A 24345-nucleotide genomic window follows, 5' to 3' on the forward strand; every position below is an offset into this window, starting at 1 on the left:
CGGCATCAGCGCGAGGCGGGCCCGGGAGCGGGCCCGCCGACGTCACTCGCCGGTGGCGCCGATCACGCCCCGCGTGCGGTGGATCAGCTCGATCTGCCCGCCGTCGACCTCCGGGATCACCGCCGAGTGCATCGCGACCCACTCCAGGGTGATCGCCCGCTCGGCCTCGCCCTGCATCAGCGCCGCGACGAGCGGGTCCACGACCGGGGTCTCGCCCTCGGCCATCGTCTGCTTCTCGTGGTGCAGCGAGGTGAACATCATCAGCGCGCCGCCGTCCGCGGTGCGCATCGCGACCGGCGCGTACTCCTCGCTCTCCGCGGCCTGGTCCTGGTACTCCGTGACGAAGGCCGGATTGCTGTTGGCCTCCTCGCGCTTCGCCAGCTCGTCCGAGGTGTACGGGCCACCGGCGAACGGGGCCTCGCCGCCCTGGAGGTAGTCCACGAACGAGGTGCCGAGCGCGCCCGGCTCCATCACCAGGCCGGAGCCCGGGTCATCGGGGCCCTGGTCGGCGGGGTCGACGACCGGCAGGTCGTCGAGGTAGCCGTCCTCGTCCTCGGCCAGTTCCGGGCCGCCCTCGGGAGGCAGCACGCTGAGGTACGAGACGTTCCACTCCTCGTCGATGCTGTTGCGCATGAACACCAGCAGCCAGCGGTTGTCCGGCGTCTGGCTCGGCTGGACGTCGGCGACGAAGAACTTGGGCCAGCCCGCCTGCTGCGGAATGTGGAACTGCGGGTCGGACAGCTCCAGCGGCGTGAACGCCTCCGGGCCGCCCGGGGTGACCGACCGCTGCGCGGCCAGCTGCGCGTGCCGGATCGCGCCGAGCGGACCGGTCTCCACCGTGTCGTTCAGCTCGGGGTCGAGGCCGCCCATTGCCTCGTTGCTGGTCTCGATGTACCGGTCGAGGGCGCTCTGCGCCTCTTCCTCCGAGGCCGCAGGCACCACGGCGGTCTCGCCGTGCACCGTCATGCAGCCCGACAGGGACGTGACCATCGCCAGGGCCGCGGCCAGCCCCGCCGTGGCCGTCGACAGTCGTGCTCGCACCCGCATCGTGGGCCCTCCCCGTTGTCCTGCTCGCTTCGGCCCCCGCATCGTATCCATGCCCCGGCGCGCTCCGCGCATGGGATGATGCCTCGCATGGCCGGGACCGGGGGGACCATGACGTACGGCGCGGCGCTGCGGCGGCTGCGGGGCGCGCAGAAGACCGCCAAGGGCGTGTCACTGTACTCCCGTTACGTCAACCGCCCGGTCGGCCGCCTGCTGGCCGCCGCCGCGTACCGGGCCGGGCTCGGCCCCAACCAGGTCACCGCGCTCAGCGCCCTGACCAGCGGCGCCGCCATCGCGGCCGTGGCGCTGGCCGCCCCCTCGGCGTGGCTGGCGCTCGCCGTCTGGGCCGGTCTCTTCCTCGGCTTCGCGCTGGATTCCGCGGACGGCCAACTCGCCCGGCTGCGTGGGGAGTCCAATCCGGCGGGGGAGTGGCTCGACCACGCCGTGGACTGCGCCAAGATCACCGCGCTGCACGCCGCGGTGCTGATCTCGTTCCACCGCTTCTTCGCGCTGCCGGGGGAGGGCTGGCTGCTGGTGCCGCTGGTCTTCCAGCTCGCCGCCGTGCTGATCTTCTTCGGCGGGCTGCTCACCGACAAGCTCAAACACGCCCACCCGGCGCCCGCCGCCCCCGCCGCGGCGCCCGTGTCACCGCCCTCCCGGCGGCGGGCGCTCGCGCTGCTGCCCGCCGACTACGGCGTGCTGTGCGCGCTGTTCCTGCTGCTGGGCGACGAACGGGCCTTCCGCACCGGCTACGCGGTGCTGTGCGCGGTCTACGTGCTGTTCTGCGCGGCGTTCTCCGTTAAGTGGTTCCGCGAGCTGTCGGCGCTCAAGGTGTCCAGCACGCCCCTCAGTTGAGTGCTGGATGTGTGCACCGTGTACGGGAAGTACACGATGTCCACGCCGACCGCGGCGAAGTCGCGCTCCAGCCGGTCGCCCTTGGCGGTGCCGCGCCAGTCGTCGCCCTTGAACAGCACGTCGAACCGCACCTGCTGCCAGGTCTCCACCTTGTCGGGCACCGTCTCCACGAACGCCGCGTCCACGTACCGGATGCTGCGCACGATCTCCAGCCGCTCCACCAGCGGTATCACCGGGGCCCTGCCCTTGGCGAGGAGCGCCATCTCGTCCGACACCACCCCCGCCACCAGATAGTCGCAGCGGCTCCGCGCGTGCCGGAGAATATTGAGGTGCCCCACATGGAAGAGGTCGTAGACCCCCGGTGCATAGCCCACTCGCTGCGGCATTCGCCCGAACCCCCCACCGGTTCCCATGACTTCACGTACTCTTCACGTTGGCCGTCCCCAAGACCATAGCGTCACACCGCGCGCATTTCTGCGACTACGCTGGATACTTACCCTCGTCATGGGGAGGCACTGCCGGGGGGAGAGGGGTCTGACAGTGGGCGAACGGCTGCTGCTCGTGTCCACCAACTACGCGCCCGAGCAGGCCGGTATCGGCCCGTACGCCACGCAGCTCGCCGAGCACCTCAGCTCCGGGCGCGGCGCGGAAGTCCACGTGCTCGCCGGTGTGCCGCACTACCCCGCCTGGCGCGTCGACCCGGCGTACCGGCGGACGTGGCGGAGCACGGAGCGGCTCTCCGGCGTGCGCGTCCACCGCCGCAGGCACACCGTTCCGCCGCGGCAGACCGCCGCGCGGCGCGCGCTGTACGAGGCGTCGATCCTCCTCCACGGCCTGCTCGCGCCGCCGCGCACCGGGCCCCTCGACGCCGTGCTCGCGCAGGTGCCCAGCCTCGCCGGCGGGCTGCTCGCCGCCCGTATCGCGCGCCGGCACCGCGCCCCCTACGTGCCCATCGTGCAGGACCTGATGGGCGCGGCCGCGGCGCAGAGCGGCATCGCGGGCGGCGGCCGGGCCGCCGGGGCCGCAGCGGCGGCCGAGCGGCGCATGCTGGCGGACGCCACCCTCGTCGGCGTCATCCACGACAGCTTCCGCGCCCGCTTACGGGCCCTCGGCGTGCCGGATGACCGCATCCGCCTCGTGCCCAACTGGTCGCATGTTCCGGAGCCTTCGGCCCCGCGCGGGCGAACGCGGCGGCGGCTCGGCTGGCCGCAGGACACGACCGTTCTGCTGCACTCCGGGAACATGGGCCTCAAACAGGGCCTCGACGTGCTGATCGACGCGGCCAGGCAGGCGCCCGACCTGCGCGTGGTACTCATGGGCGAGGGCAGTCAGCGCCCGCGGCTGGCCGAGCTGGCGGCCCACGTGCCGAACGTGGAACTGCTGCCGCCCGCAGCCGCCGAAGACTTCCCCGACGTGCTCGCCGCCGCCGACGTGCTCGCCGTCACGCAGCGGGCCGCGGTCCTCGACATGAGCGTGCCCTCCAAGCTGACCTCCTACTTCCGCGCCGGGCGCCCCGTCGTCGCCTCCGTCGCCGAGGGCGGCGGCACCGCCGCCGAGATCCGCAGATCCGGCGCGGGGCTGCTGGTCCCGCCCGAGGACCCGGCCGCCCTGGCCGCGGCCGTCCGGCGCCTGGCCGCCGACCCGGCCGCCGCCGACGCGGCCGGCGCCCGCGGCGCCGCGTACGCCGCGGAGCACCTGTCGCGCGCCGCGGGGCTGCGGCGCATCACCGCAACTCTGGACGAGGCGCTGGCCCTCGGCCGGCGGCCGAGGGCCGCGCGGTCCGCCGGGCCGGCCGGCGAGGGGGAGAGGCCCGCATGAGCGCACTGCGCGAGGACGCCCGCGGCGGCACCACGGCCCCGGGCGGCGCCCACCCCTACGACGAACCCGACCTGCTGCGCGACCAGTTCAGGCAGCTGCTGCGCTACCGGCTGCTGATCATCTGCGGCATCGTGCTCGGCCTCGCGGGCGGCGGCTGGCTCGGCCTGACGGCCAACGAGACGTACATCGCCACCAGCGAGGTCACCGTCAGGATGCCGACCGCCGACCCGTTCACCACCGGCTCCGTGGACCGGGTCGCGATGGGTTCGGAACGCCGCACCGCCGTCAGTGACCTCATTGCCCGGCGCGCCGCCGGGGAGCTGGGCATGGCGCCCGGGGCGGCGCCGAGCCTCGGGCGCGGCCTGTCCGTGACCAACCCGCCCAATACCGAGGTGCTGCGCTTCGCCTACTCGGCCGGCGACCCGGAGGTGGCCGCCGAGCGGGCCAACGCGTTCGTCACCGCCTACCTCGGCAACCGGCAGGCCGACGCGGAGGAGACCATCGCGTACAACGTGGCCTCCCTCGAAGCCCAGCGCGAGCCGCTGCTCGAACGGCGGGAGGAGCTGGAGGGCGAACTGGACGCCCTGGCCGAGGGCAGCGGCACCTACGACAGCGCGGTCGCCGACCTGACGTCCATCAGCGGGCAGATCTCCGAGATCAACGCACAGGTCTCCAGCCTGCGCGCCCTCGACACCAGCGGCGGCCGGGTCATCACCGAGGCCGGTGTCCCCGGCAGCCCCTCGGGCCCCGGGCTGCCGCTGCTGCTCGGCCTCGGCTACATCGTCGGCATCGGCCTCGGGCTGCTGGCCGCCTGGGTGCGGCTGGTGTTCGACCCCACCGTGCGCTCGTCAGGCGACGTCACCCGCGCGCTGCGCGCCCCGGTGCTCGGCGTCCTGCCCCGCACCGGCCGCGACCACCCCGACCAGCTGCTGGCCGAGGGGCGGCTCGGCGAGGAGTACCGGTCGGTGGCGTTCCGGCTCGCCTACGACGAGTCGTTCGCGCAGCGCCGCAGACTGCTGGTCGTCGCGCCGCGCGGCAGCATAGAGGCGCCGCTGGCCACCTCGGTCAACCTGAGCGCCGCCTTCGCCGAGATGGGCATGGACCCGCTGCTGGTCGAGGCCGACCTGCGCACCCCGACCCTCACCGACCAGCTGCGGCACGCCGACGGGGTGCGCCCCGGCTGGGCCGGGGCGGCCGGCGGCGCGGACGGCGGCTGGCCCGCGGGCGTGCGCGTCCCCATAGACGCCGGGGAGTCCGGCATCTTCGACCTGGTGCCAGGACGCCGGGTGCGCAACGTGCCGCGCGCGCTGACCTCGCAGGCCGCGACCCGGCTCCTCGGCCACGCCGACGCCAAGGGCGCCGTCGTCGTGGTGCTCGCCCCCGCGGTCCTCTCCTACGCCGACGCCATCGCGCTCGTCGACCGCGTGGACGGCGTCCTGGTCGTCTGCGACCCCAGCCAGGTGCGCCGCGACGACCTCGCCCGCGTCAGGGAACTGGTCGTCGGCGCGGGCGGGTTGCTGCTCGGCGCGGTGCTGCACTCGTGGGGCAGCGGCCAGGAGCCCGCCCGTGGCGACGTGCCGCCCGCGGGCGGCACCGTGCCGCACGACGGGCCCGCCGGGGCCGCGGGCGACCTGCACCGGGCCCGCACCACGAGTGACCGGGTGCGCGAGCGGGAACGGGACCGGCGGGCGCGGGCCCTGCCACCCGAGCAGCGCGACGTGGGCTCGGAAACCCTCGGCCTGCGCGTTCTCGATCCCAGCGACATGGAAGACGGTTCCTCCCGGCAGTGAGCAGACCCACCTCGGCCGCCGCGGCCTCCATAGCCGACCAGGGCGTGGCGGCGCTGACCAACATCGCCGTCGTGGTGTGCGCCGCGCGGCAGTCCACCGCGGAGGACTTCGCGGCCTTCGCCATCGTCTACACCGTCTTCACCCTGCTGCTCGGCCTCGGCAGCGCCTACGTCGGCCAGGCGCTCACCCTGCGCCGCGGCACCGACGCCGAACTGCACGCGCACTGCCGGGACTCCGCCGCCTTCACCCTGGCCGCCTCGGCCGCGCTCGGCGCCGCGCTGGCCGCCGCCACGTTCGCCCTGCCGGGCGGCACCGCCGCCGGGCTCGCGGCGCTGGGCGCGGTGCTGCCGGTGGTCCTCACCCAGGACGCCCTGCGCTACGCCTTCGCGGTGCTCGGCCGCCCGCACCTGGCCCTGGCGTCCGACCTGCTGCGCTGCGCCGTCGTCGTGCCGCTGCTCGCCGCGCAGCCGCACGGCACGGGCCCCGGCCGCATGGTGCTGGTGTGGGGGGCCGCCGCGCTGCCCGCGCTCGCGCTCGCAGCGCTGTCGCTGGCCCGGCTGACCCGCGGCAGCCGCGGGCCGCGGCCGTTCGCCCTGCTGGAACGGCGCCACCTCGGGCGGCGCTTCGCCGTGGAGTTCGGCGTCGGCAACGCGGCCTCGCAGACCGCCGTCGTCGGCCTCGGCCTGTTCGCCAACGCCCTGGCCGTCGGCGCACTCCGCGGCGCCACCACCCTGTTCGGCCCGATGAACGTCCTCTACAACGCGGCCACCGGCTTCGGCCCGCCGCTGCTGCGCCGCTACCCCGGCGCGCATGCCCAGGCCCGCGCCGCGGCGAGCGCCGGCGGCGCGCTCGCGGCCCTCGCGGCCGTCCTCGCCCTCGCCCTGACCCTGCTGCCGGACGGCGCCGGGCGGGCGCTGCTCGGCGACACCTGGCGGGCCGCGGCCGATCTGCTCCCGGCCACCGGCAGCCAGTACGCGGCGATGGCGCTCGGCACCTGCGGGCTGCTGATGCTGCGGGTGCTCAGCCCGCGCGCGACGCTGCCCATTCAGATCGTATTCTCCGCGCTGTCCGTATGCTGCCTGCTCGCCGGGTACGCGCTCGGCGGCATCACCGGCGCGGCCTGGGGCCTGGCCCTGGGCTCCGCGGCCAAGGCGGCCGCGGTCTGGCTGCGCATCGCGCTCGAACTGCGCACGGTGGTACGGCAGCAGCCGGGCCACGGCCAGGGCACCGGCCCCACACCCCCAGGGAGGAACGGATGACCGTGGGACCCGCGAGCGGCGAGACCGTGTACGAGCCGGTGCCCTACTGGGCGAAGATCCCGCACGGCCTGTGGCTGAAGGAGGCCACCTCCGTCGCCGTGGACTCCGCGGACCGCGTCTACGTCTTCAACCGCGGCAACATGCCCGTCCTGGTGTTCGACCGGGACGGCAACGTCGTCGACATGTGGGGCAACGAGACCCCGTTCGCCGGGACCGAGGAGTTCGAGGACCCCTACGGCAACATGATGCCGCGCTGGCGCGGCTGCCGGTTCCGGCGCGCCCACGCCATCACCGCCGACCACGAGGACCACCTGTGGCTGGTGGACGACATCGGCAACACCGTCACCAAGACCGACCGGCACGGCACCACGCTGCTGACGCTGGGCACCGGCCGGCCGAGCGCGTTCCAGAGCGGCGAGCCGTTCAACCGGCCCACCGACGTGGCGATTTCGCCGAAGACCGGCGACATCTTCATCACCGACGGCTACCGCAACTCGCGGGTCCACCGCTACGACGCGCAGGGCAACCACCTGGTCTCGTGGGGCAGTCCTGGCAGCGGGCCGGGACAGTTCAGCCTGCCGCACAACGTGGCGATGCTCGGCGACGAGGCGGTGATCGTCTGCGACCGCGAGAACCACCGCGTCCAGGTCTTCTCCGTGGACGGCGAGTTCCTCACCACCTGGCACTCCCACAAGGCCGTCGCCGTATGCGCGGGCCGCGGCGCGGACACCCACCTGTACGTAGCCGAGCAGGGCCCGCCGCCCGTCCAGCACGGTGTGCCCGGCCTCGGGCACAAGATACGGGTCTTCGACCGCGGCGGCCGGGAGGTCACCGCGATCGGCGCGGACCTGCCGGGCGAGGAGCCGGACCGCTTCAACTGGCTGCACAGCGTGGCCGTGGACTCCGAGGGCAGCGTGTACGCCGCGGAGGTCTCCTACGTGGAGGTCGGGAGCAAACTGACCCCGCCCCGCGAACTGGTCAGCCTCCGCAAATGGCGCCGCACACACGGCTGATGCGGCGGCGCCCGGCGCGTCAGCGCAGTTGGGCGCGTGGATTGCTGCGGAGTGTGGTGACCAGCAGGAGGCACAGCACCGCGATGCCGATGCGGCCGGATGCCTGGAGCAGTGAGCCGCGCAGCAGGATGAAGCTGTAGCCGGCCAGCACCGGCACCACCACCGCCAGTACGTTCCCCGGCGAGGGGTCGTCCAGCGTGCGCACCACGTACCTGCGGTCCGTGCGCGCCGCGAGATAGCCGATGCCGATGAACCCGGCCGTCATGCCGAGCGGCCCGAAGTCCAGCCACAGCTCGGCCCACAGCGGGGAGGACAGGTTGGCGCTGTTCGTACCCATCCAGCCGCCCACCAGGAAACCCGTGTCCTGCGGCTTGCCCTCCCACATGCTGCGCGGCACGAAGAACAGCGCGGCGCCCGCCACTTGCTGCCCGTAGGTGTGGCCGTTGCCGTCGGCGGCGAACGTGAGGGTGTTCGCAAACATGTTGACCTGGTCGTAGTCCTTGACGACCAGCGGTTCGAGCAGCGCGTCGGTCTCCACCGGCCGGTGCCCGTTCTCGTCGTAGCGGAACCGGTCGGTGAACGGGAAGATCAGCAGCGCGATCACCACGCCGAGCGCCAGCGCCGCCCGGTACATCACAGGACTGCGCGGGAAAACGGTGAACAGCAGCGCGAACAGCACCGTCAGGAACCAGTAACGCGGATTGGAAATCGGGTTGTTGACGATGGTGTTGATCACCACGAGACCGGCCCACGGCACCAGCACACCCGGGCGTCGGCGAGCCGAGCGCGACGTCACCAGCCAGCGGGTGAGGAACAGCAGCGCCAGCATCGCCGGTACCGTCCCGAAGCCGCGCAGCAGCGCGTTGCCCGCCTCACCCCCGGCGTCGCCCGCCTGCGCGCCCGTCGCCTCGTTCAGCGTGGTGCTGATCTCCTGGCGGCTGGTGAAGAACACGGCCGGGCCGCCGAGCCGCACGATGAGCAGCGCGCTCGCCACGTACGCCAGCGCCACCAGCAGGTAGAGCCGCTGCCGGTGCACCGTCGCCGCCGGGCGGCGCCTGCGGACCACGGGCGGCCGGTGCCGCGCCAGCAGCGCGCCCACGTCGAACGCGGCCAGGCCGCACAGCACGAGCACCGTTGCGGTCTCCGTGTCACCGCGCGCCCCCAGCACGGGCGTCGGGTCGCGGCCGAGCACGCTCTGAGCGAGCGGCGCGATGCCCATCGCCAGATAGCTGAACAGCCAGAAGGCACCCTGGATCAGCCGCCGCCGCCCGGACAGCACCATCGCGCACAGCCGGACGCCTGCATAGCAGGCCACGACGAGCTGGAGCCAGAAGGTCGTGTCCCGCAGCCCCTCCCCGGGCTGCGCGGCCACCGCGAGCGGCAGCATGCCCACGATGCCGCCGATCAGCGGCACGGACAACGGCCGGGACAGCACGGCCCTCCCGGGCACCTCAACCGTCACCCGCCCAGTCTAGAGCCCGTTCCGGCCGCCGCCCGGTCCCCTTCGCCGTCGAGCTGGTCGGCACCGCCGGGGAAGGGCGGCCTCAGATCGAGGAGGGGGCGTCCCTGGCGTCGTGGGTGGGGGACAGGGCGTGGTGCAGGGCTGCTGGGTGGCCGGTGCCGATCACGTAGCGTTTGCCGTTCTTCAGCTCGATCTCCACCGCGTCCCGGCCGCGCATCACCAGGCCGAGCGCGCCGTCGGTGGTGGGGCGCAGGCCGAGGCCGTGCAGGTCGCGGGCGCCGATCTGCCGGGGGCGGGAGCCGGCGATGTCCGAGCGGCGGATCGTCTTGCGCCACACGGGGAAGAGGGACAGCCGGACGGACCTGGCGTCGACGGTGACCCGGCTGTGGAAAGCCAGTATCAGGGCGGGCACCACGCCGAGGCAGACCGCGATCATCACCCGCGCCACCACGTCGTCCGTGCGCGGCCACAGGAACGGGACGCCGGCCACGCAGGCGGCGAGGAAGAGGGACTGGAGCACGTCGAGCGCCCGCGGGAGGCGTCTGCGTTCGTCGAACAGGGACGTCATCCGGGAAACCTCCTGTCGTGCGCGGGCCCGTGCGCCGTATCGTCCAGGGTACGAAAAGAGGAGGGGACGGCGGCGATGGACGCGACGGCGGGCCGGGGCAGGGGAGTGCTGGTGACCGGCGCCTCACGGGGCATCGGGCGGGCCGTCGCGGGCGCCTTCGCGCAAGCGGGTGACCGGGTCGCCGTGCACTGGGCGACGCGGCGCGCCGACGCGGCGGAGACGCTGGCCGGCCTGCCGGGCGGCGGGCACGTGCTGGTCCGCGGCGACCTCGCCGACCCCGACCGGGTCGAGGCCCTCGTCGAGGAGGCCGCCGACGGGCTCGGCGGGATCGACGTGCTGGTCAACAATGCCGCGGTGATGACGCCGCATCCGTTGCCGACGACCGGGTACGCCGCATGGCAGGCGGCCTGGCGCGAGACCGCCGCGGTGAACCTGTTCGGCGCGGCGAACGTCAGCTACTGCGCGGCCCGCCACATGATCGGGCGCGGTGCCGCCGGGCGCATCGTCAACGTCGGCTCGCGGGGCGCGTTCCGCGGCGAGCCGGACCATCCCGCGTACGGCGCGACCAAGGCGGCGCTGCACGCGCTCGGCCAGTCGCTCGCGGTCTCGCTGGCGCCGCACGGGATCGCCGTCACGTCCGTGGCGCCCGGGTTCGTCGCCACCGAACGCGTCGCGGACCGGCTGTCCGGGCCGGGCGGGGCGGACATCCACGCGCAGAGCCCGTTCGGCCGGGTCGCTTCCGCCGAGGAGATCGCCGCCGCCGTCCTGTACCTCGCCTCCCCGGCGGCCGGCTGGTCATCCGGCGCCGTCCTCGACGTCAACGGCGCCTCATACCTCAGGACTTGACGGCATCCCCTACGGACTGCCGACACGGAACGGCCGGTGATCATGACTCAGGTGGCGGATGCCGCGACAGCCGGGCACGCCGCGGGCGCGGCTCGCGTCACGGCGCTGTGGACCTATCCCGTCAAGGGCTGCGCGGGCATGCCGCTGACGGGGGCCCGCGTGGGCCCGGCCGGGCTCCCGCACGACCGGGTCTTCATGGTGACCGACGCCGAAGGAACGTTCCGCAGCCAGCGCGCCGATCCGCTGCTCGCCGCCATACGCCCCGTCGTGGACGCCGCGGGCGAGGTGCTGACGCTGCACGGCGGCGAGGGGCCGGTCGAGGTGCCGGTGGACCTGGACGGCGAGCCGCGGCCGGTCCGCCTGTTCGGCCGCCCGTTCCGCGGCATCGACCAGGGCACGGCGGCCGCGGCGTGGCTGACCGCCGTGCTGGGCTCGCCGAGCCGCCTCGTCCACGTGCCGCGCGACCACGGCCGGGTCACCGACGGCGAGACGCCGGGCACCTCCGGGTACGCGGACAGCAGCGCCGTCCACCTGACGACCGAGTCGTCCCTGGCCGACCTGAACGCGCGCATCGCCGCCGCGGGCCGCGCCCCGGTGCCCATGGCGCGCTTCCGGCCCAACATCGTGGTCGACGACCTCGGCGGGCCGTACGGGGAAGACACGGTCCGCCGCGTCACGGCCGGCGCGGCCCGGCTGGCCTACGCCAAGCCCGCGGTCCGCTGCGCCGTCACGCTGGTCGACCAGCGTGACGGCGCGCGCGCCGGCCCGGAGCCGCTGCGTACCCTGGCCGGCTACCGCCGCACCGGGGAGGGAGGGGTGACGTTCGGCGTGAAGTTCTCCGTGCCGGACGGCGGCGCGCTGGCCGTCGGCGACGCGCTGCTCGTCACGGCCAGGGCCGAGCCGTGACCGTGGGAGAATCGCGGCCTCACCGGGGCCGAGGGGGGTTGCCGTGAAGGTGCTGCACGTGGTGACGCTGCACACGCCGACGCACGCGTTCGGGGGGCCGACGCGGGTCGCGCTCAGCCAGGTCCGCGGGCTGCGGCGGCGTGGGCAGCGGGCCGTTCTGCTGGCGCTCGGGGACGAGTTCGGCCCCGGGCCGCTGCCGCGGGAGGTGGAGGGCGTGCCGGTCCGGCTGTTCCGGGCCCGGCACGTGCTACCGCGCTTCGAGGTCAGCGGTATCACCTCGCCGCGGATGCTGGCGCGGGCCTGGGGCCTCGTCAGGTCGGCCGACCTCGTTCACGTGCACCTGATGCGGGATCTCGTCACGCTGCCGTTCGCGCTGCTGGCCGCGCAGGCGGGCACGCCGCTGGTGCTCCAGACGCACGGCATGGTGGACCCGACGGACAAGCCGGTGGCCCGGCTGGTCGACGCGCTCGGCGTGCGGCGGGTGCTGCGGCGGGCCGACGCGGTGCTGTACCTGACGGAGCGCGAGCGGCGCGAGACGGCGGAGGTGGTCGCGCCGGAGCCGATCGGCCCGCAGTACCGGCTGGTGAACGGGGTGGCGCCACAGGCGGAACGGCGGCGCACCTCGGGCCCGCCGACCGTGCTGTACCTGGCGCGGGTGCAGGCGGGCAAGCGTCCGGAGGACTTCGTGGCCGCCATGCCTGCCGTGCTGGCGCGCCATCCCGATGCGCGGTTCGTGCTGGCCGGGCCCGACACGGGGGCGCTCGCGGCGACGCTGGCGCACGCCGAGCGGCTGGGCGTGCGGCACGCGCTTGACTCCGTCGGCCCGGTGGACGGGCGCGCGCAGGTGATGGCGCGGCTGCGCGCGGCGGACGTGTTCGTGCTGCCGTCGGTGCAGGACGCGTTCTCGGTGTCCGTGCTGGAGGCGATGTCCGTGGGCACGCCCGTCGTCGTCACGGCGACCACCGGGCTGGCCGCCGATGTCGAACGGGCGGGCGCCGGGCGGGTCGTGCCGGACGGGGCGGCCATCGGGCCCGCGGTGCTCGACCTGTTGGGACCCGCGGCGAACGAAGCGGCGTCGATCGCGGCGTTCGCCCTGGTGAGGGAGAGCTTCACGATCGACCGCGTGCTGGATGCCCTCCAGGACGTGTACGCGCGGGTCGCACCGCGCTGACCGCCGCCGCGCGGCCCGGCCGCTGCGCGCGGAACCGGCGCATACTGCTGTGATGACCGACGAGTCCGCCGACCGCCTGCGTGCCGCCGGGCGCGCGCTGGGGCTGCGGCGTTTCATGGGAACGATGCCGTTCGACGTGGAGGCCTGGCTGCGCCAGGACCTGCCGTCCGACCTGCCGGAGCCCGAACGGGAGGACGGCGGTTGCGTCTACCACTTCGCGGTGCGCGACCACTACGGCGGGGGAACGTACTTCGAGCTGCGGTGCGGCGCCCGGGGGAGCCCGTACCTGTCCGTCGGCGGCGGCGGAACCCACCCCGCGGACCCGGCCGGGTGGCGCGCGGCGGTCGGCGAACTCAACCGGATCGCGGGCGGTTCCGTGCTGCCGCCGAGGAAGCACATCTGGCTGTACGGCTCCGAGGACCCGGCCGACGAGGGCGATGACGAGTACGAGGAGGCGGTGGAGCGGGTCGCGCGGCTGACCGGCATGGTCAGGTCCCCGGCCCGCCGCCGGTGGTGGCCGCGCAGCGGGGACTGAGATGCGCCCGGCCGCCCGGTGCACGTCACCCGCTGCCGCGGCCCGGCGGCCCCTCAGCCGGGCGGCGGGCCGCCCCCGGCCTCCCGCGCCTTCAGGGCGATCTGCCAGCGGTAGAAGCTCATCGCCAGCGCGTAGTCGAGACCGGCCCGCCCGTCGAGGAAGCCGCGCCGGTACACATACGCGTAGGCGAACGACAGCAGCGGCTTGAACGGGGCCCGGTGGAAGACCTGCCCCTGCCGCGTCTTCGCGGTCCGGATCTCCTCGCGCACGTCCGGGTGCGCCTCCAGCCACGCCTCCCAGTCCGAGTAGCGGTTGTGCCGCTCGAACCAGGTCCGCACCGGATCGAGGTCCATGTGTTCGATCGGCGTGCGCAGCCGGTGCACCGGCTCGGCCAGTGGCTGGTAGTGGCCCTCCTGCTCGCCCATGCCCGGCGCGGCCAGGTCGCCGGGCTCGGGGAACCTGGCGCGGGTGCGGTCGAGCAGTGCCCGTTTCACGATGGTGTGCCCGTGCCGCAGCCGCCGCCCGGCAAACCAGTAGCCCAGCGGGATGTCGAACGCGGCCGGGCGCACCGGGCGGCCGTCGAGGAAGATGCGGCGCAGCTCCGTCAGCAGTTCGGGGCTCGGCGTCTCGTCGCCGTCGAGGAACAGCAGCCACGGGATGTCGGTGCGCACGTGGTCGAGGCACCACTGTTTCTTCTTCGGGTAGCGGCCGTTCCACGTGTACGGCACGACCTGCGCGCCCTCGGCCTCGGCGAGGGCGCGCGTGTCGTCGGTGCTGTCCGAGTCGACCACGACCACCGCGCGGAAGTGGCCGACGACCGACCGCACGGTGCCCGCGATGTTGGCGGCCTCGTTCTTCGTGGGGATGGCCACCACGATGGGCAGTACGGTCACTCTTCTCCTCCGGCTGCCCCGCCGGCCGCCTCGGCCAGCAGGTCCGCGTACTCGGGGCACAGGTGCTCGATGGCGGCCTCCGCGTCGGGCAGTTCCCCGCTGCGCAGGGCTTCGGCGGCGGCCTCGGGGTCGTGGCGGTCCAGGTAGCCGATGCGGTCGCAGGTCTCGGTGCCCAGCTCCAGGATGGCCGCCGGGTCCACGCCCCGCGGCACCCGTTCGGTCAGGTACTCCTGCTGTTCCTCGGTGAACTCGCCGCCGGACGGGGCCAGTTCCTCCGGCGGCACCATCTCGTCCGGCAGCCCGTCGCCGGGCGGCGCCGGGTCGGCATCCTCCGGCAGCCCTCCGGAGCCCACCGCGGTCCTCGACGGCTCCGCCGAAGTGCCGCCGTCCTCCTCCTCGCCGCCCCCGCCGCCCCCGCCGCCCCCGCAGGCCGCGAGCGCGAGGGCGAGCGCGAGGAGGGCCGCCGCCGCGGCCGGCGCGCGGCCCCTCACGGCGCCCCGAACGTCAGCAGCAGCTGCGGCCGGTAGGCGCTTTGCGTGGCCTCGCCCGCCCACAGCCACAGGCTGTCCGTGCCCTCGCCGGTCAGGGCCACGTCGAACGTGCCGCCCAGCGCCTCGCCGACCGCCCCGGTGCCGAGCGGCACGGTGTGGACGCCGCCGAGGGCGTCGGGGGAGCTGAGCGTGCCGAGCACCGTGGCGCGGTCCACCGCGGGGCGGGTGGCGTAGGTGGTGTCCGTCTCCGACCAGCTGCCGGTGACGGGCACCACCGCGAAGTCGTCGGCGGAGCCGGCCGCGGCGTCGCCGCTGACCCGCACCCGCAGCGCGGCGGCCTTCAGCACCTGCCCGGGCGGCGCCTGCGGGACCTCGAACGCCAGGTAGCTCTCGTAGGCCGCGCTGCCGCGTACCGCGAGCTGCTGGTGCGTGCCGTAACTGGCGTTCGGCGCGGCCGCGTTGACGTAGGTGTCGGCGGCCGGCGCCACCTGCGTGACGGTGTCGACGGGCACGGAGGCCGCCTCGTGGTGCGCCTCGACGCGCCCGGCGGACAGCTGCGCCGGGTAGACGGCCGTCTCGTCGAGCTGCCCGGCGAACCAGTCGCTCGACGGGCGGCCCGGCCAGCCCTGGAGACTGTCGCCCCCGGTGCGCCAGTACCCGGTGACGCTGCGCGCCGAGGTGGTCAGCGGGCTGCTCGCGACCTGCTCGCCGTCGACGTACAGCCGCATCCCGTTCGCCCCGACCGAGGCGGCGACGTGGTGCCACTCGCCGTCGTTCCAGGCGTCCCTGCTGGTGATCGTGCGGTGGGTGTTGGTGTAGACGCCGAACGTCAGCCGGCCGTCGTCGCGCATGTACAGGTTGTGGTCGCGGGACGAGCTGGGCTGGAGGATGCGGTTGCCCATCCCGATCAGCTTCCCGCCGCGGGTGGTCGTCGTCCTGAACCAGGTCTCCAGCGTGTACCGGGTCAGCCCCGCGTAGGTGCGGTCGCTGTAGGTGTAGCTGTCCGTGCCGTCGTACCCGATGCCGGCGGCGTCGGTGCCCGGCACGGCGGGCGGCGTCACCCCGCGCTCGGGGCCGCCGCGGTGCACCCCGTTGCCGTTGTTGCCGGAGGCGTCGGAGGCGAAATTGTGGGCCGGCTCGTCGTACGGCCAGTACAGCAGCGGGTCGTCGGCCAGCACCTCGTCGGTGTACGCCCGGCCGTCGCCGGCCGCGGTGACGGTGACGGGGGCGGACAGCGGACTGGTGTTGCCCGCGCCGTCGGTGGCGGTGACGCGGTAGCTGTGCGTCTCGCCCGCCGCCGCGTCCGGGTCGGTCCAGCTCAGCTGCGGGCGGCGCCACGGCACGGACTCGCCCGTCGTGGTGTGCACCGGCGTGCTGCCGCCGTCGCGGTAGACGCGGTAGGTCAGCAGGTGGTCGTCCAGGTCCAGGCTGGAGCGCCACGTCACCTCGATCCGCCCGCCGCCGTGGCTCGCGGCGTGCGTCTCCGGGGTGGACGGGTCGCCGGTGTCCGGCGCGGTGGCGAACCGGGTCAGGCCCCACTGCGCCACCCCGTTGACGGTCGTGAAGCCGCCGCCGACCCACATGAAGTCCCGGTCGTCCGACGGGTGTCCGGTGGCCGCGGCCATCACCCGCGGGCCGAGCTGCTCGCCGAGGCCGTCGTTGGTGTTGGGGAACCAGCCCAGCAGTTTCGGGTCGTGCACCGACTGGGCGAACAGGTGGTAGCGCTCCTGGTTGGGGAACTCACCCATGCTGGAGCAGTCGTGCGCGTGGTGCCCGCTGTACAGCACCTCCTGGTGCACGGCCACGGCCTGCGTGGCGCCCAGGCAGGTGTCGCGCCACCGCTGGTCGAAGGTGCCGAAGTCGAGCGCGATACGGCCGTCGAAGCCGCCGGTGCCCTCGTTCGCCGTGTAGAAGCCGGTAGCGTCGGTGGCCAGCGCCTGCACGGTGGAGCTGTCCTCGATGAAGCCCCGCCCGTAGGTGCGGGTGTTGGCGCCGGTTCCGGCGTCGACGACGGCCAGGGCGTGGGAGCTGTCGCCGTTCACCTCGAAGAAGTTGCCGCCGAGGATCACGTTCTCGCCGTCGGGCGTCAGCGCGATGGCCTTGCCGATCTCGTCCGCGTCCGCCCGCCAGCCCTGCACCGCGCCCGCCGTGTCGACCGCGCCGAAGCGCCCCCGCGGCTGGCCGCTGAGCTGGGTGAAGTCGCCACCCAGGTACACGCGGTCGTCGGTGGCCGCGATGGCCCGCACGATGCCGTTGGCCGCGGTGGGGAACGGCTTGCGGGCGCACGTCGGCAGGTCGAACGCGGCCAGGCTGCTGGCGCCGGAACCGTTCACCGAGCCGAAGGTGCCGCCCGCGTACAGAGTTTGCCCGTCGGGCGAGACGGCCAGCGCCCGGATCGTCGCGGTGCCCGAGCCCACGGTGAACGACAGGTCGCAGTCCACCGGCTCGCCGGTGGCGGCGTCCAGCGCCACGAAGTTGGCCGCGGGCCGCTCCTGCGTGCCGGGCGCGGCGCCCGGCGGACGCACCGTGGAGAAGGTGCCGCCGGCGAACACCACGCCGTTCGCCTCGGCGAGGGCGTGCACGATGCCGTTGGTCTGCCAGGTCGGCAGCTCCTCCGCGGTCATGGTCACCGGCGGTGTCAGTGCCTGCGCGGGCGGCGCGAGGGTGCCGCCCGTCCCGGCCAGCAGGCCGGCGGTCAGGGCGAGGACCGCTCCGACTCCCGTGGCGCGTACGCGCGTTGATCTTCTCGTCGTGGTGCTCATCGCCTCACCGTTCCCCATTCCTCGGCGCACTTATGGACTGCCGGGACCGGCGTCTGGTTGTGCGCCTGCGGCGCACGGGACGTCCGGTCACCGGTCGATGCGCACCCGTGCGCCGCTCAACTCCTCTTCCAGCGCGGCGATGTCGGCCTCCACCATGAGCCCGGCCAGCTCCCGCCACCGCACCGCCGGCTGCCAGCCCAGCAGGTCACGGGCCTTGCTCGCGTCGCCGACCAGCGCGTCGACCTCGCTGGGCCGCTCGTACTTGGGGTCGAACAGGACGTGCCGCGCCCAGTCGAGCCCGCAGGACGCGAACGCGGCGTGCAGGAAGTCCCGTACGGTCGCGGGCACGCCCGTGGCCACGACGTAGTCGTCCGGCTCGTCCCGTTGCAGCATGCGCCACATCGCCTCGACGTACTCCGGTGCGTAGCCCCAGTCGCGCACCGCGTCCAGATTGCCCAGGTAGAGGCGCTCCTGGAGGCCCGCCCTGATCCGCGCGACGGCGCGGGTGATCTTCCGCGTGACGAACGTTTCGCCGCGCCGCGGCGACTCGTGGTTGAACAGGATGCCGTTCACGGCGAACATCCCGTACGCCTCGCGGTAGTTGACGGTCGACCAGTAGCTGTAGACCTTCGCGCACCCGTACGGGCTGCGCGGGTGGAACGGCGTCCGCTCGTTCTGCGGGGGCGGGGCCGCGCCGAACATCTCCGAGGACGACGCCTGGTAGATGCGCGTGTCGATGCCGCTGGCCCGGATCGCCTCGAGCAGCCGCAGCGTGCCGAGCCCGGTGACGTCCCCGGTGTACATCGGGGAGTCGAACGAAACCCGGACGTGGGACTGCGCGCCGAGGTTGTACACCTCGTCAGGGCGCACCTCGCGGAGCAGGTTGACCAGGGCGACCCCGTCCGAGAGGTCGGCGTGGTGCAGGATCATGGTGCGTCCCGGCTGCTGCGGGTCCTGGTAAATGTGGTCGATCCGCTCGGTGTTGAACGAGGAGGAGCGGCGCACGAGACCGTGCACCGTGTACTCCTTGGCGATCAGCAGCTCGGCCAGGTACGAGCCGTCCTGCCCCGTGACGCCGGTGATCAGCGCGGTCTTGCCCATGAGCGGGTCCCCCTCGAATCGGTTGGCGCGGCGGGCGGGCCCGGTGCCCCGGGCCCGCGGTAACGGTGGAACGCTGGTGAAGCGCTGGTGAAGTGCTGGCAGAATTCCGGAACATGACGAAGCTGCTCAAGCCGGGTGCCCGCGTCTTCGTCGCCGGGCACCGCGGGCTCGCCGGGTCCGCGATCGCCCGGGCGCTGGCGGATGCGGGCCACGAGGTGCTGACGAGGACCAGGGCCGGTCTCGACCTGCGCGACGCGGAGGGCACGGCGGCGTTCCTGCGCGCGGCCCGCCCGGACGCCGTGGTGCTGGCCGCCGCCACGGTGGGCGGCATCATGGCGAACCAGCGGTTCCCCGTGACGTTCCTGGAGGACAACCTCCGCATCCAGCTCTCGGTGATCGCCGGTGCGCACGCCGCGGACGTCGACCGGCTGCTGTTCCTCGGCTCCTCGTGCATCTACCCCAAGCACGCGCCGCAGCCGATCCAGGAGGAGGCGCTGCTGACCGGCCCGCTGGAGCCGACGAACGAGGCGTACGCGCTCGCGAAGATCGCCGGGATCGGCCAGGTGCAGGCGTACCGGCGGCAGTTCGGGCGCCGGTACATCGCGGCCATGCCGACGAACCTGTACGGTCCCGGCGACAATTTCGACCCCGAGACCTCGCACGTGCTGCCCGCGCTGATCCGCCGCTTCCACGACGCCAAGGCGGCGGGCCGCGACGAGGTGGTGCTGTGGGGCAGCGGCACGCCGCGCCGCGAGTTCCTGCACAGCGCCGATCTGGCCGCCGCCTGCGTGCTGCTGCTGCGCGGCTACGACGAGGATCTGCCGGTCAACGTCGGCTGCGGCGAGGACCTGACGATCGCCGCGCTCGCGGAGACCGTCGCCGGTGCGGTCGGCTTCACCGGCCGCACCGCCTGGGACCGGACGAAGCCGGACGGCACCCCGCGCAAGCTGCTCGACATCGCGCGGCTGCGCGCACTGGGCTTCGCCCCACGGACGCCGCTGGCACGCGGCATCCGCGAGACCTACGAGTGGTGGCTGCACGCGGGCCCCACGGCCTAGTAGGCGCCGCGGCCGTCGACGACGGCCCGCAGGGTGCGGGCCAGCACGTCGAGGTCACCGGTGACCGACCAGTTGTCCGTGTAGAACAGGTCGAGGGCCAGGCCCTCGTCCCAGGAGAGGTCGGAGCGTCCGCTGACCTGCCACGGACCGGTCAGCCCGGGTTTCACGCCGAGCCTGCGCAGCTCGACCGCACCGTACCTGGCGACTTCCTCGGGCAGCGGCGGCCGGGGGCCGACGAGCGACATCTGGCCGCGGACGACGTTGAACAACTGCGGCAGCTCGTCCAGCGAGGTGCGCCGCAGCAGGCGGCCCAGGCGGGTGACGCGCGGATCGCGGCGCATTTTGAACAGCGGGCCCGCGACGTGCTCGTTGGCGGACTCCAGGTCGGGTCTGCGCAGCTCGGCGTCGGCCACCATCGTGCGGAACTTCCACAGCGTGAACGGCACGCCGCGGTGGCCGATCCTCGTCTGCCGGTAGAGCACGGGGCCCGGCGAGTCCAGGCGCACCGCGAGGGCGAGCAGCACGAGCAGCGGCGCGGAGACGGTCAGGGCCAGGCCCGCGACGGCCCGGTCGAGCACGGACTTCACGGCCGGCTGCGCGCCGCGGCGCAGCGGCGGGGCGATGTGCAGCAGGTTGAGCCCGGCGGCGGTGGAGACGGACAGGCGGCGCAGCGCGACCTCGGTGAGTCCCGAGGCGAGGGCGAAGGAGAGTCCGGCGTCCTGGACGGCCCAGGTCAGGCGCCGCAGCCGTTCTCCGGTGAGCAGGGAGCCGGGCACGACGAGCACCAGGTCGGCGTCCTTGCCGCGGGCGGCGGCCAGCACCGTGGGCCCGTCCAGGCCCTCGGGTATCAGATCGGGAACGGCGGGCGGGTACGCGGGCCCGGCCGCGTCCAGGCGGCCGAGCTGCGGAATGCCGCAGGCCGGTTCCCCCGGGCCGGCCAGCACGGTGCCGACGACGACGTAGGCGTGGTCGGTGCGCGCGGCGAGCTGGGCGGCCACCACGTCGACGGGCCCGGCCTCGCCGACGACCAGGACTCGGCGCAGGGCCTGGGCCTGGTGCCGGCGGCCGGTCAGGTGCCGGTGGATCACGACACAGGTGGTGCCGGTGACCGCCAGGGCCGGCAGCAGGCCGATGAGGGCGGAGGAAATGGCCGAGCGTTCGCCGGTCAGCGCGCGCAGACCGGCCAGCAGGCCGAGGAGGATCAGCCAGTCGTGAAGCGTGGCGATCAGTCCGCGGCTTTCCCCGAGGGTGCGGGCGAGGTAGCGCCGGTGGCCGGTTCTGATGGCCAGCCAGCACAGGGTGGCGACGGTGGCGGAGGCGAGGGGCTCGGCCTCGGAGCGGGCGGAGTAGACGGCGAGCACGGGCCCGAAAACGCCGAGCGCGTCCGCGCAGAGGGCGAAGGGCGGATACCAGGAGGCGGTGTCGCGGCGGGGAACGGACCGGCGCCCGACGGCGGTTGGTCTTCGAACGGTGCCGTGACGCGAACCTGGTGAATGACGCATGAACCCCCCAAGGCGGATGCGGCAGCACTGCGTAGATGATGTGAAGGTGCAACGCGACAAAGAAGGCGCGCCTTCATCTCCCCGTGAGTGCGCGCCCTGCCGCTGCAAAAGATTAGGGCATCCAACAACCGTTTGACTCGCGTTTGTTGTAACTTTCCGAAACGGCCCGTTTCACTGGCTTGATTTTCCCGGTCGGCGGGGGAACACAAGCGGAACGCCGGTCTCCGGGTGCGGCAGCACCTCGACCGGGTGGTCGTAGACCCGGCCGAGGAGGGCGGGGACGAAGACCTGGCCGGGGGGCCCGGCGGCGGCGATCCGGCCGCGGTGCAGGACCGCGGTGCGGTCGGCGTGCGCGGCGGCGAGTCCGAGGTCGTGCAGCACCACGACGACGGCCCGCCCGGCGGCGGCGCGGGCCCGGCAGACGCGCAGCACCAGCTCCTGGTGCCGCAGGTCGAGGGCGGCGGTCGGCTCGTCGAGCAGCAGCAGCCCGGTGCGCTGCGCCAGGACCCGCGCCAGCGCGACGCGCGCCCGTTCACCACCGGAGAGCGCGGCGAACGGGCGGTCCGCGAAGGCGGCGACCTCCGTGGCCGCCATCGCCTCGGCCACCGCCGCCTCGTCCTCGTCCTCGTGCGCCGTCCCGTGCCACGGCGCGCGGCCCATCCGCACCACGTCGGCCACGCGGAACGGGAAGGACAGCGCCGCGGCCTGCGGCAGCACCGCCCGGCGCAGGGCCAGCTCCGGCGCGCTCCAGGCGTGCGCCGGCCGGCCCGCGACGGTCACCTCGCCCGCGTCCGGAGCGATGTCGCCCGCGAGCGCGGCCAGCAGCGTGGACTTGCCCGCGCCGTTCGGGCCGACCAGCGCCAGCACCTCGCCCGCGGCCACCGTCAGGTCGACCCCGTCCAGCACGGCTCGGGCGCCGAGCCGGACGGTGAGAGCGCGGGCCTCGGCCGCCGTGCCGCCCGGCGCCTGCGGCGCGGACGCCGCCGCCGCCGCGCGGCCGCCGAACAGCCGCGCGAGCGCGCCGTTCGCGCCGTTCGCGTCCCGCGCGCTCCGGACTCGTCCCGCGCGCCTCATGCCCAGCCTCCCTGCCTGCGCCGCGTCCTGCGCAGCAGCCAGAAGAAGAACGGGCTGCCGATGAGTGCCGTCAGCACGCCGAGCGGCAGTTCGGCGGGCTCGGCGGCGGTGCGGGCGGCCAGGTCGGCGGCCAGCAGCACCAGCGCGCCGCCGAGCGCGGACGCGGGCACCAGGAACCGGTGCCCGGGCCCCGCGGCCATGCGCAGCAGGTGCGGAACGAGCAGCCCGACGAACGTGATGACGCCCGCCACGGCGACCGCGGCGGCCGTCAGCAGCGCGACGACGAGGACGAGTACGATGCGCAGCCGTTCGACGTCGACGCCCAGGTGGCGGGCGGGCCGTTCGCCCAGCGCGAGCAGGTCGAGTTGGCGCGCGTAGGCGGGCGCGATCAGCAGCCCGGCCGCCGCGCACGGCAGCACGGCGAGCACCTTGCTCCAGGTGGCTTGCGAGAGCGAGCCGAGCTGCCAGAAGGTGATCTGGGTGACCTGCGCGTTGTCGGCGAAGAAGATGAACAGGCCGATCAGGGCACCCGCGAAGGCGTTGACCGCGATGCCGGTGAGAATGAGCGTCACCACCTCGGTCCGCCCGCCCGAGCGCGACAGCGCGTACACCAGCAGCACGGTCAGCAGCCCGGAGACGAAGGCGAAGACGGTCACCGTCCAGGTGCCGAGGAACTCCAGGCCGAACGCGATGGCGCCGACCGCGCCGACGGCCGCCCCCGAGGAGATGCCGATGACCCCCGGCTCGGCAAGCGGGTTGCCGAACACGCCCTGCATCAGCGCGCCCGCGCAGCCGAGCGAGGCGCCGACGAGCAGCGCGAGCACCACCCGGGGCAGCCGCACGTTCCACAGCACGCTCTCCGCGACCCGGTCGAGCTCCCGCCCGCCGAGGTGCAGCCGGTGCTGCACGGAGCCGAGCACGTCGCCCAGCGGTATGCGGAACGCGCCGGTGGCGGCGGAGACCAGCGCGAGCACCACCAGCGCGGCGCCGAGCGCCGCGGTCAGCCACACCACCCGGCCGCGGCGCGGCGCCGCGGGCGCGGCGGGCCCGGCGGGGGCGGGCGCCGCGGCCTGCCGCTTCCCGCGCTCCGCGCGCAGCGCGGGGTGGCTCACGACGCGCCGTCCGCGTGGATCTGCGCGGCCAGCGAGGCAAGGACCTCGTCGGTGCGCGGCCCGTAGTTCAGCAGCACACCGTCGTCGATGTGGGCTACCCGCCGGTCCATCCCGGCCGGGGTCTGCGCGATGCCGGGGATCTCCAGCAGGCCGTCGATGCCGCCCACGGATTCGAGTCCCTTGGTCATCACGAGGATCACGTCGGGTGCCGCGGCGGCCAGCGCCTCGCTGGTGATCGGCGTGAAGTCCCGTTCCAGGCCGGATTCCGCGCCTGCGTCCACGCCGCCGGCCGCGTCGATCAGGGAACCGGCGCCGGACTCGGCGCCGCCCAGCAGGTACACCGAAGCGGAGCCGCGCAGGTACAGGAACGCGACGCGCGGCCGGTCGCCCGCGCGGGGCACGTCGGCGCGCGCGGCCTCGATGCGGTCGGCCGTGCGCGCAATCAGCTCCTCGCCCGCCGACGGCACCCCGAGCGCCGCGGCGACCGCCCCGATGCGCGGCGCGATGTCGTCCAGACCGAGCGCGGCGTCGAACACCACGATCGGCACGCCCGCGGCCCGGATCTGGGCCACGGCCTCGTCAGGACCCGTGGTGGATTCGGCAAGCACGATGTCGGGACGCAGCGACAGGACACCCTCGGCGGACACGTCGTGGCCACGCGTCACCACCGGGAGACCGGCGGCCTGTTCGAACGTGGCGGTCACGTCGCGGGCCACGACGCGGTCGCCGAGGCCCAGCGTCCAGACCAGCTCGGCGAGGGAGCCCGACAGCGGAACGATCCGGTCCGCGGACTCCACGGTGACCTCGGTGCCGTCCGCGGAGGGCGCGGTCACCGGCAACGCGGGCGTCGGCGCCGGTCCTTCCAGCGGCTCGACCCGGTCGGCGGCGGGCGCGGCCGACCGCTGCTCCGCGCCGCCCGCGCCGCCCGCACCGGCGGAGCCGCCGCAGCCGGCGAGCACGAGGGCAAGGACCGGCAGGAGGGCGAGAGTTCGGAGAAGACGCGTGCGTCCCGGGCCGTGATCCACTGATTCGTCCGCCTTTCGGGGGTTACGGACTTGCCGACTATAGATTAGGTTAGCCTAACC

General features: G+C 74.3%; 22 protein-coding genes. 10 read left to right on the forward strand and 12 right to left on the reverse strand.

What is annotated here, in order from left to right; all coding sequences use genetic code 11:
• Positions 1-42: 42 nt before the first annotated feature.
• Positions 43-1047, reverse strand: coding sequence for a hypothetical protein (locus STBA_RS27645; RefSeq protein ID WP_079252206.1), 1005 nt, complete (start codon positions 1045-1047; stop codon positions 43-45).
• A gap of 87 nt (positions 1048-1134) precedes the next feature.
• Between STBA_RS27645 and STBA_RS27650 the strand changes: the two genes are divergently transcribed.
• Positions 1135-1899 carry a CDP-alcohol phosphatidyltransferase family protein gene (locus STBA_RS27650; RefSeq protein WP_253195047.1) on the forward strand — a complete coding sequence of 255 codons (765 nt, stop codon included), beginning with the start codon at positions 1135-1137 and terminating at the stop codon, positions 1897-1899.
• Here STBA_RS27650 and STBA_RS27655 read toward each other — a convergent pair.
• Positions 1815-2285, reverse strand: a complete 471-nt coding sequence (locus STBA_RS27655; RefSeq protein WP_077061802.1) for an adenylyltransferase/cytidyltransferase family protein — start codon at positions 2283-2285, stop codon at positions 1815-1817. The two genes, STBA_RS27650 and STBA_RS27655, sit on opposite strands and share 85 nt — an antisense overlap.
• Positions 2286-2439: 154 nt before the next feature.
• Here STBA_RS27655 and STBA_RS27660 point away from each other — a divergent pair, with 154 nt between their 5' ends.
• The 4 genes from STBA_RS27660 to STBA_RS27675 are packed head-to-tail and all read left to right on the forward strand — an operon-like array spanning position 2440 to position 7779.
• Positions 2440-3717, forward strand: a complete 1278-nt coding sequence (locus STBA_RS27660; RefSeq protein WP_253195049.1) for a glycosyltransferase family 4 protein — start codon at positions 2440-2442, stop codon at positions 3715-3717.
• The gene (locus tag STBA_RS27665; protein WP_077061804.1) at positions 3714-5507 is read left to right on the forward strand and encodes a lipopolysaccharide biosynthesis protein; all 1794 of its coding nucleotides are present in this window, start codon (positions 3714-3716) and stop codon (positions 5505-5507) included. The genes STBA_RS27660 and STBA_RS27665 overlap by 4 nt, the downstream gene beginning before the upstream one ends.
• Positions 5504-6766, forward strand: a complete 1263-nt coding sequence (locus STBA_RS27670) for a hypothetical protein (protein ID WP_077061805.1) — start codon at positions 5504-5506, stop codon at positions 6764-6766. The genes STBA_RS27665 and STBA_RS27670 overlap by 4 nt, the downstream gene beginning before the upstream one ends.
• Positions 6763-7779 carry a peptidylglycine alpha-amidating monooxygenase gene (locus STBA_RS27675; RefSeq protein ID WP_077061806.1) on the forward strand — a complete coding sequence of 339 codons (1017 nt, stop codon included), beginning with the start codon at positions 6763-6765 and terminating at the stop codon, positions 7777-7779. Before STBA_RS27670 ends, STBA_RS27675 begins: the two co-directional genes overlap by 4 nt.
• A 19-nt stretch (positions 7780-7798) precedes the next feature.
• Here STBA_RS27675 and STBA_RS27680 read toward each other — a convergent pair whose 3' ends face one another.
• Both STBA_RS27680 and STBA_RS27685 read right to left on the reverse strand, forming a co-directional pair.
• A complete protein-coding gene (locus STBA_RS27680) occupies positions 7799-9241 on the reverse strand; it encodes an oligosaccharide repeat unit polymerase (protein ID WP_077061807.1) in 1443 nt (480 codons plus the stop codon).
• Between the two features lie 82 nt (positions 9242-9323).
• Positions 9324-9809, reverse strand: a complete 486-nt coding sequence (locus STBA_RS27685; RefSeq protein ID WP_079252208.1) for a hypothetical protein — start codon at positions 9807-9809, stop codon at positions 9324-9326.
• Positions 9810-9884: 75 nt separating this feature from the next.
• Here STBA_RS27685 and STBA_RS27690 point away from each other — a divergent pair, with 75 nt between their 5' ends.
• From STBA_RS27690 to STBA_RS27705, 4 genes are read left to right on the forward strand one after another with little or no spacing between them, the layout of a single operon-like run.
• On the forward strand, positions 9885-10655 hold the full coding sequence (locus STBA_RS27690; protein ID WP_077061808.1) for an SDR family oxidoreductase: 771 nt from the start codon (positions 9885-9887) through the stop codon (positions 10653-10655).
• Positions 10656-10697: 42 nt separating this feature from the next.
• A complete protein-coding gene (locus STBA_RS27695; RefSeq protein WP_077063655.1) occupies positions 10698-11561 on the forward strand; it encodes an MOSC N-terminal beta barrel domain-containing protein in 864 nt (287 codons plus the stop codon).
• A 43-nt stretch (positions 11562-11604) separates the two neighbouring features.
• Positions 11605-12732 carry a glycosyltransferase gene (locus tag STBA_RS27700; protein ID WP_077061809.1) on the forward strand — a complete coding sequence of 376 codons (1128 nt, stop codon included), beginning with the start codon at positions 11605-11607 and terminating at the stop codon, positions 12730-12732.
• 52 nt (positions 12733-12784) lie between these two features.
• Positions 12785-13267, forward strand: a complete 483-nt coding sequence (locus tag STBA_RS27705; protein ID WP_077061810.1) for a hypothetical protein — start codon at positions 12785-12787, stop codon at positions 13265-13267.
• A gap of 53 nt (positions 13268-13320) precedes the next feature.
• Here STBA_RS27705 and STBA_RS27710 read toward each other — a convergent pair whose 3' ends face one another.
• The 4 genes from STBA_RS27710 to gmd form a co-directional block, all read right to left on the reverse strand.
• Complete coding sequence (locus STBA_RS27710; protein WP_077061811.1) at positions 13321-14160, reverse strand: glycosyltransferase family 2 protein; 840 nt, start codon at positions 14158-14160, stop codon at positions 13321-13323.
• Positions 14157-14651, reverse strand: coding sequence for a hypothetical protein (locus tag STBA_RS27715; protein WP_077061812.1), 495 nt, complete (start codon positions 14649-14651; stop codon positions 14157-14159). Before STBA_RS27715 ends, STBA_RS27710 begins: the two co-directional genes overlap by 4 nt.
• Entirely contained in the window at positions 14648-17413 is a 2766-nt protein-coding gene (locus tag STBA_RS27720; protein WP_107485126.1) for a LamG-like jellyroll fold domain-containing protein, read from the reverse strand. The genes STBA_RS27715 and STBA_RS27720 overlap by 4 nt, the downstream gene beginning before the upstream one ends.
• Before the next feature lie 87 nt (positions 17414-17500).
• Entirely contained in the window at positions 17501-18514 is a 1014-nt protein-coding gene (gmd, locus tag STBA_RS27725; protein ID WP_077061813.1) for a GDP-mannose 4,6-dehydratase, read from the reverse strand.
• 113 nt (positions 18515-18627) lie between these two features.
• Between gmd and STBA_RS27730 the strand changes: the two genes are divergently transcribed.
• On the forward strand, positions 18628-19572 hold the full coding sequence (locus STBA_RS27730; RefSeq protein WP_077063657.1) for a GDP-L-fucose synthase: 945 nt from the start codon (positions 18628-18630) through the stop codon (positions 19570-19572).
• Here the strand turns inward: STBA_RS27730 and STBA_RS27735 are convergent.
• From STBA_RS27735 to STBA_RS27750, 4 genes are all read right to left on the reverse strand, one after another.
• Positions 19569-21074, reverse strand: a complete 1506-nt coding sequence (locus STBA_RS27735; RefSeq protein ID WP_077061814.1) for a sugar transferase — start codon at positions 21072-21074, stop codon at positions 19569-19571. The genes STBA_RS27730 and STBA_RS27735 overlap by 4 nt on opposite strands.
• 171 nt (positions 21075-21245) lie before the next feature.
• A complete protein-coding gene (locus tag STBA_RS27740) occupies positions 21246-22148 on the reverse strand; it encodes a heme ABC transporter ATP-binding protein (protein ID WP_079252210.1) in 903 nt (300 codons plus the stop codon).
• Positions 22145-23245, reverse strand: a complete 1101-nt coding sequence (locus STBA_RS27745; RefSeq protein WP_077063659.1) for an iron ABC transporter permease — start codon at positions 23243-23245, stop codon at positions 22145-22147. Before STBA_RS27745 ends, STBA_RS27740 begins: the two co-directional genes overlap by 4 nt.
• An 11-nt stretch (positions 23246-23256) precedes the next feature.
• Positions 23257-24285, reverse strand: a complete 1029-nt coding sequence (locus tag STBA_RS27750; RefSeq protein WP_077061815.1) for an ABC transporter substrate-binding protein — start codon at positions 24283-24285, stop codon at positions 23257-23259.
• Positions 24286-24345: the final 60 nt, after the last annotated feature.

The sequence above is a fragment of the Streptomyces sp. MP131-18 genome (genome assembly GCF_001984575.1).
GTDB lineage: Bacteria > Actinomycetota > Actinomycetes > Streptomycetales > Streptomycetaceae > Streptomyces > Streptomyces johnsoniae.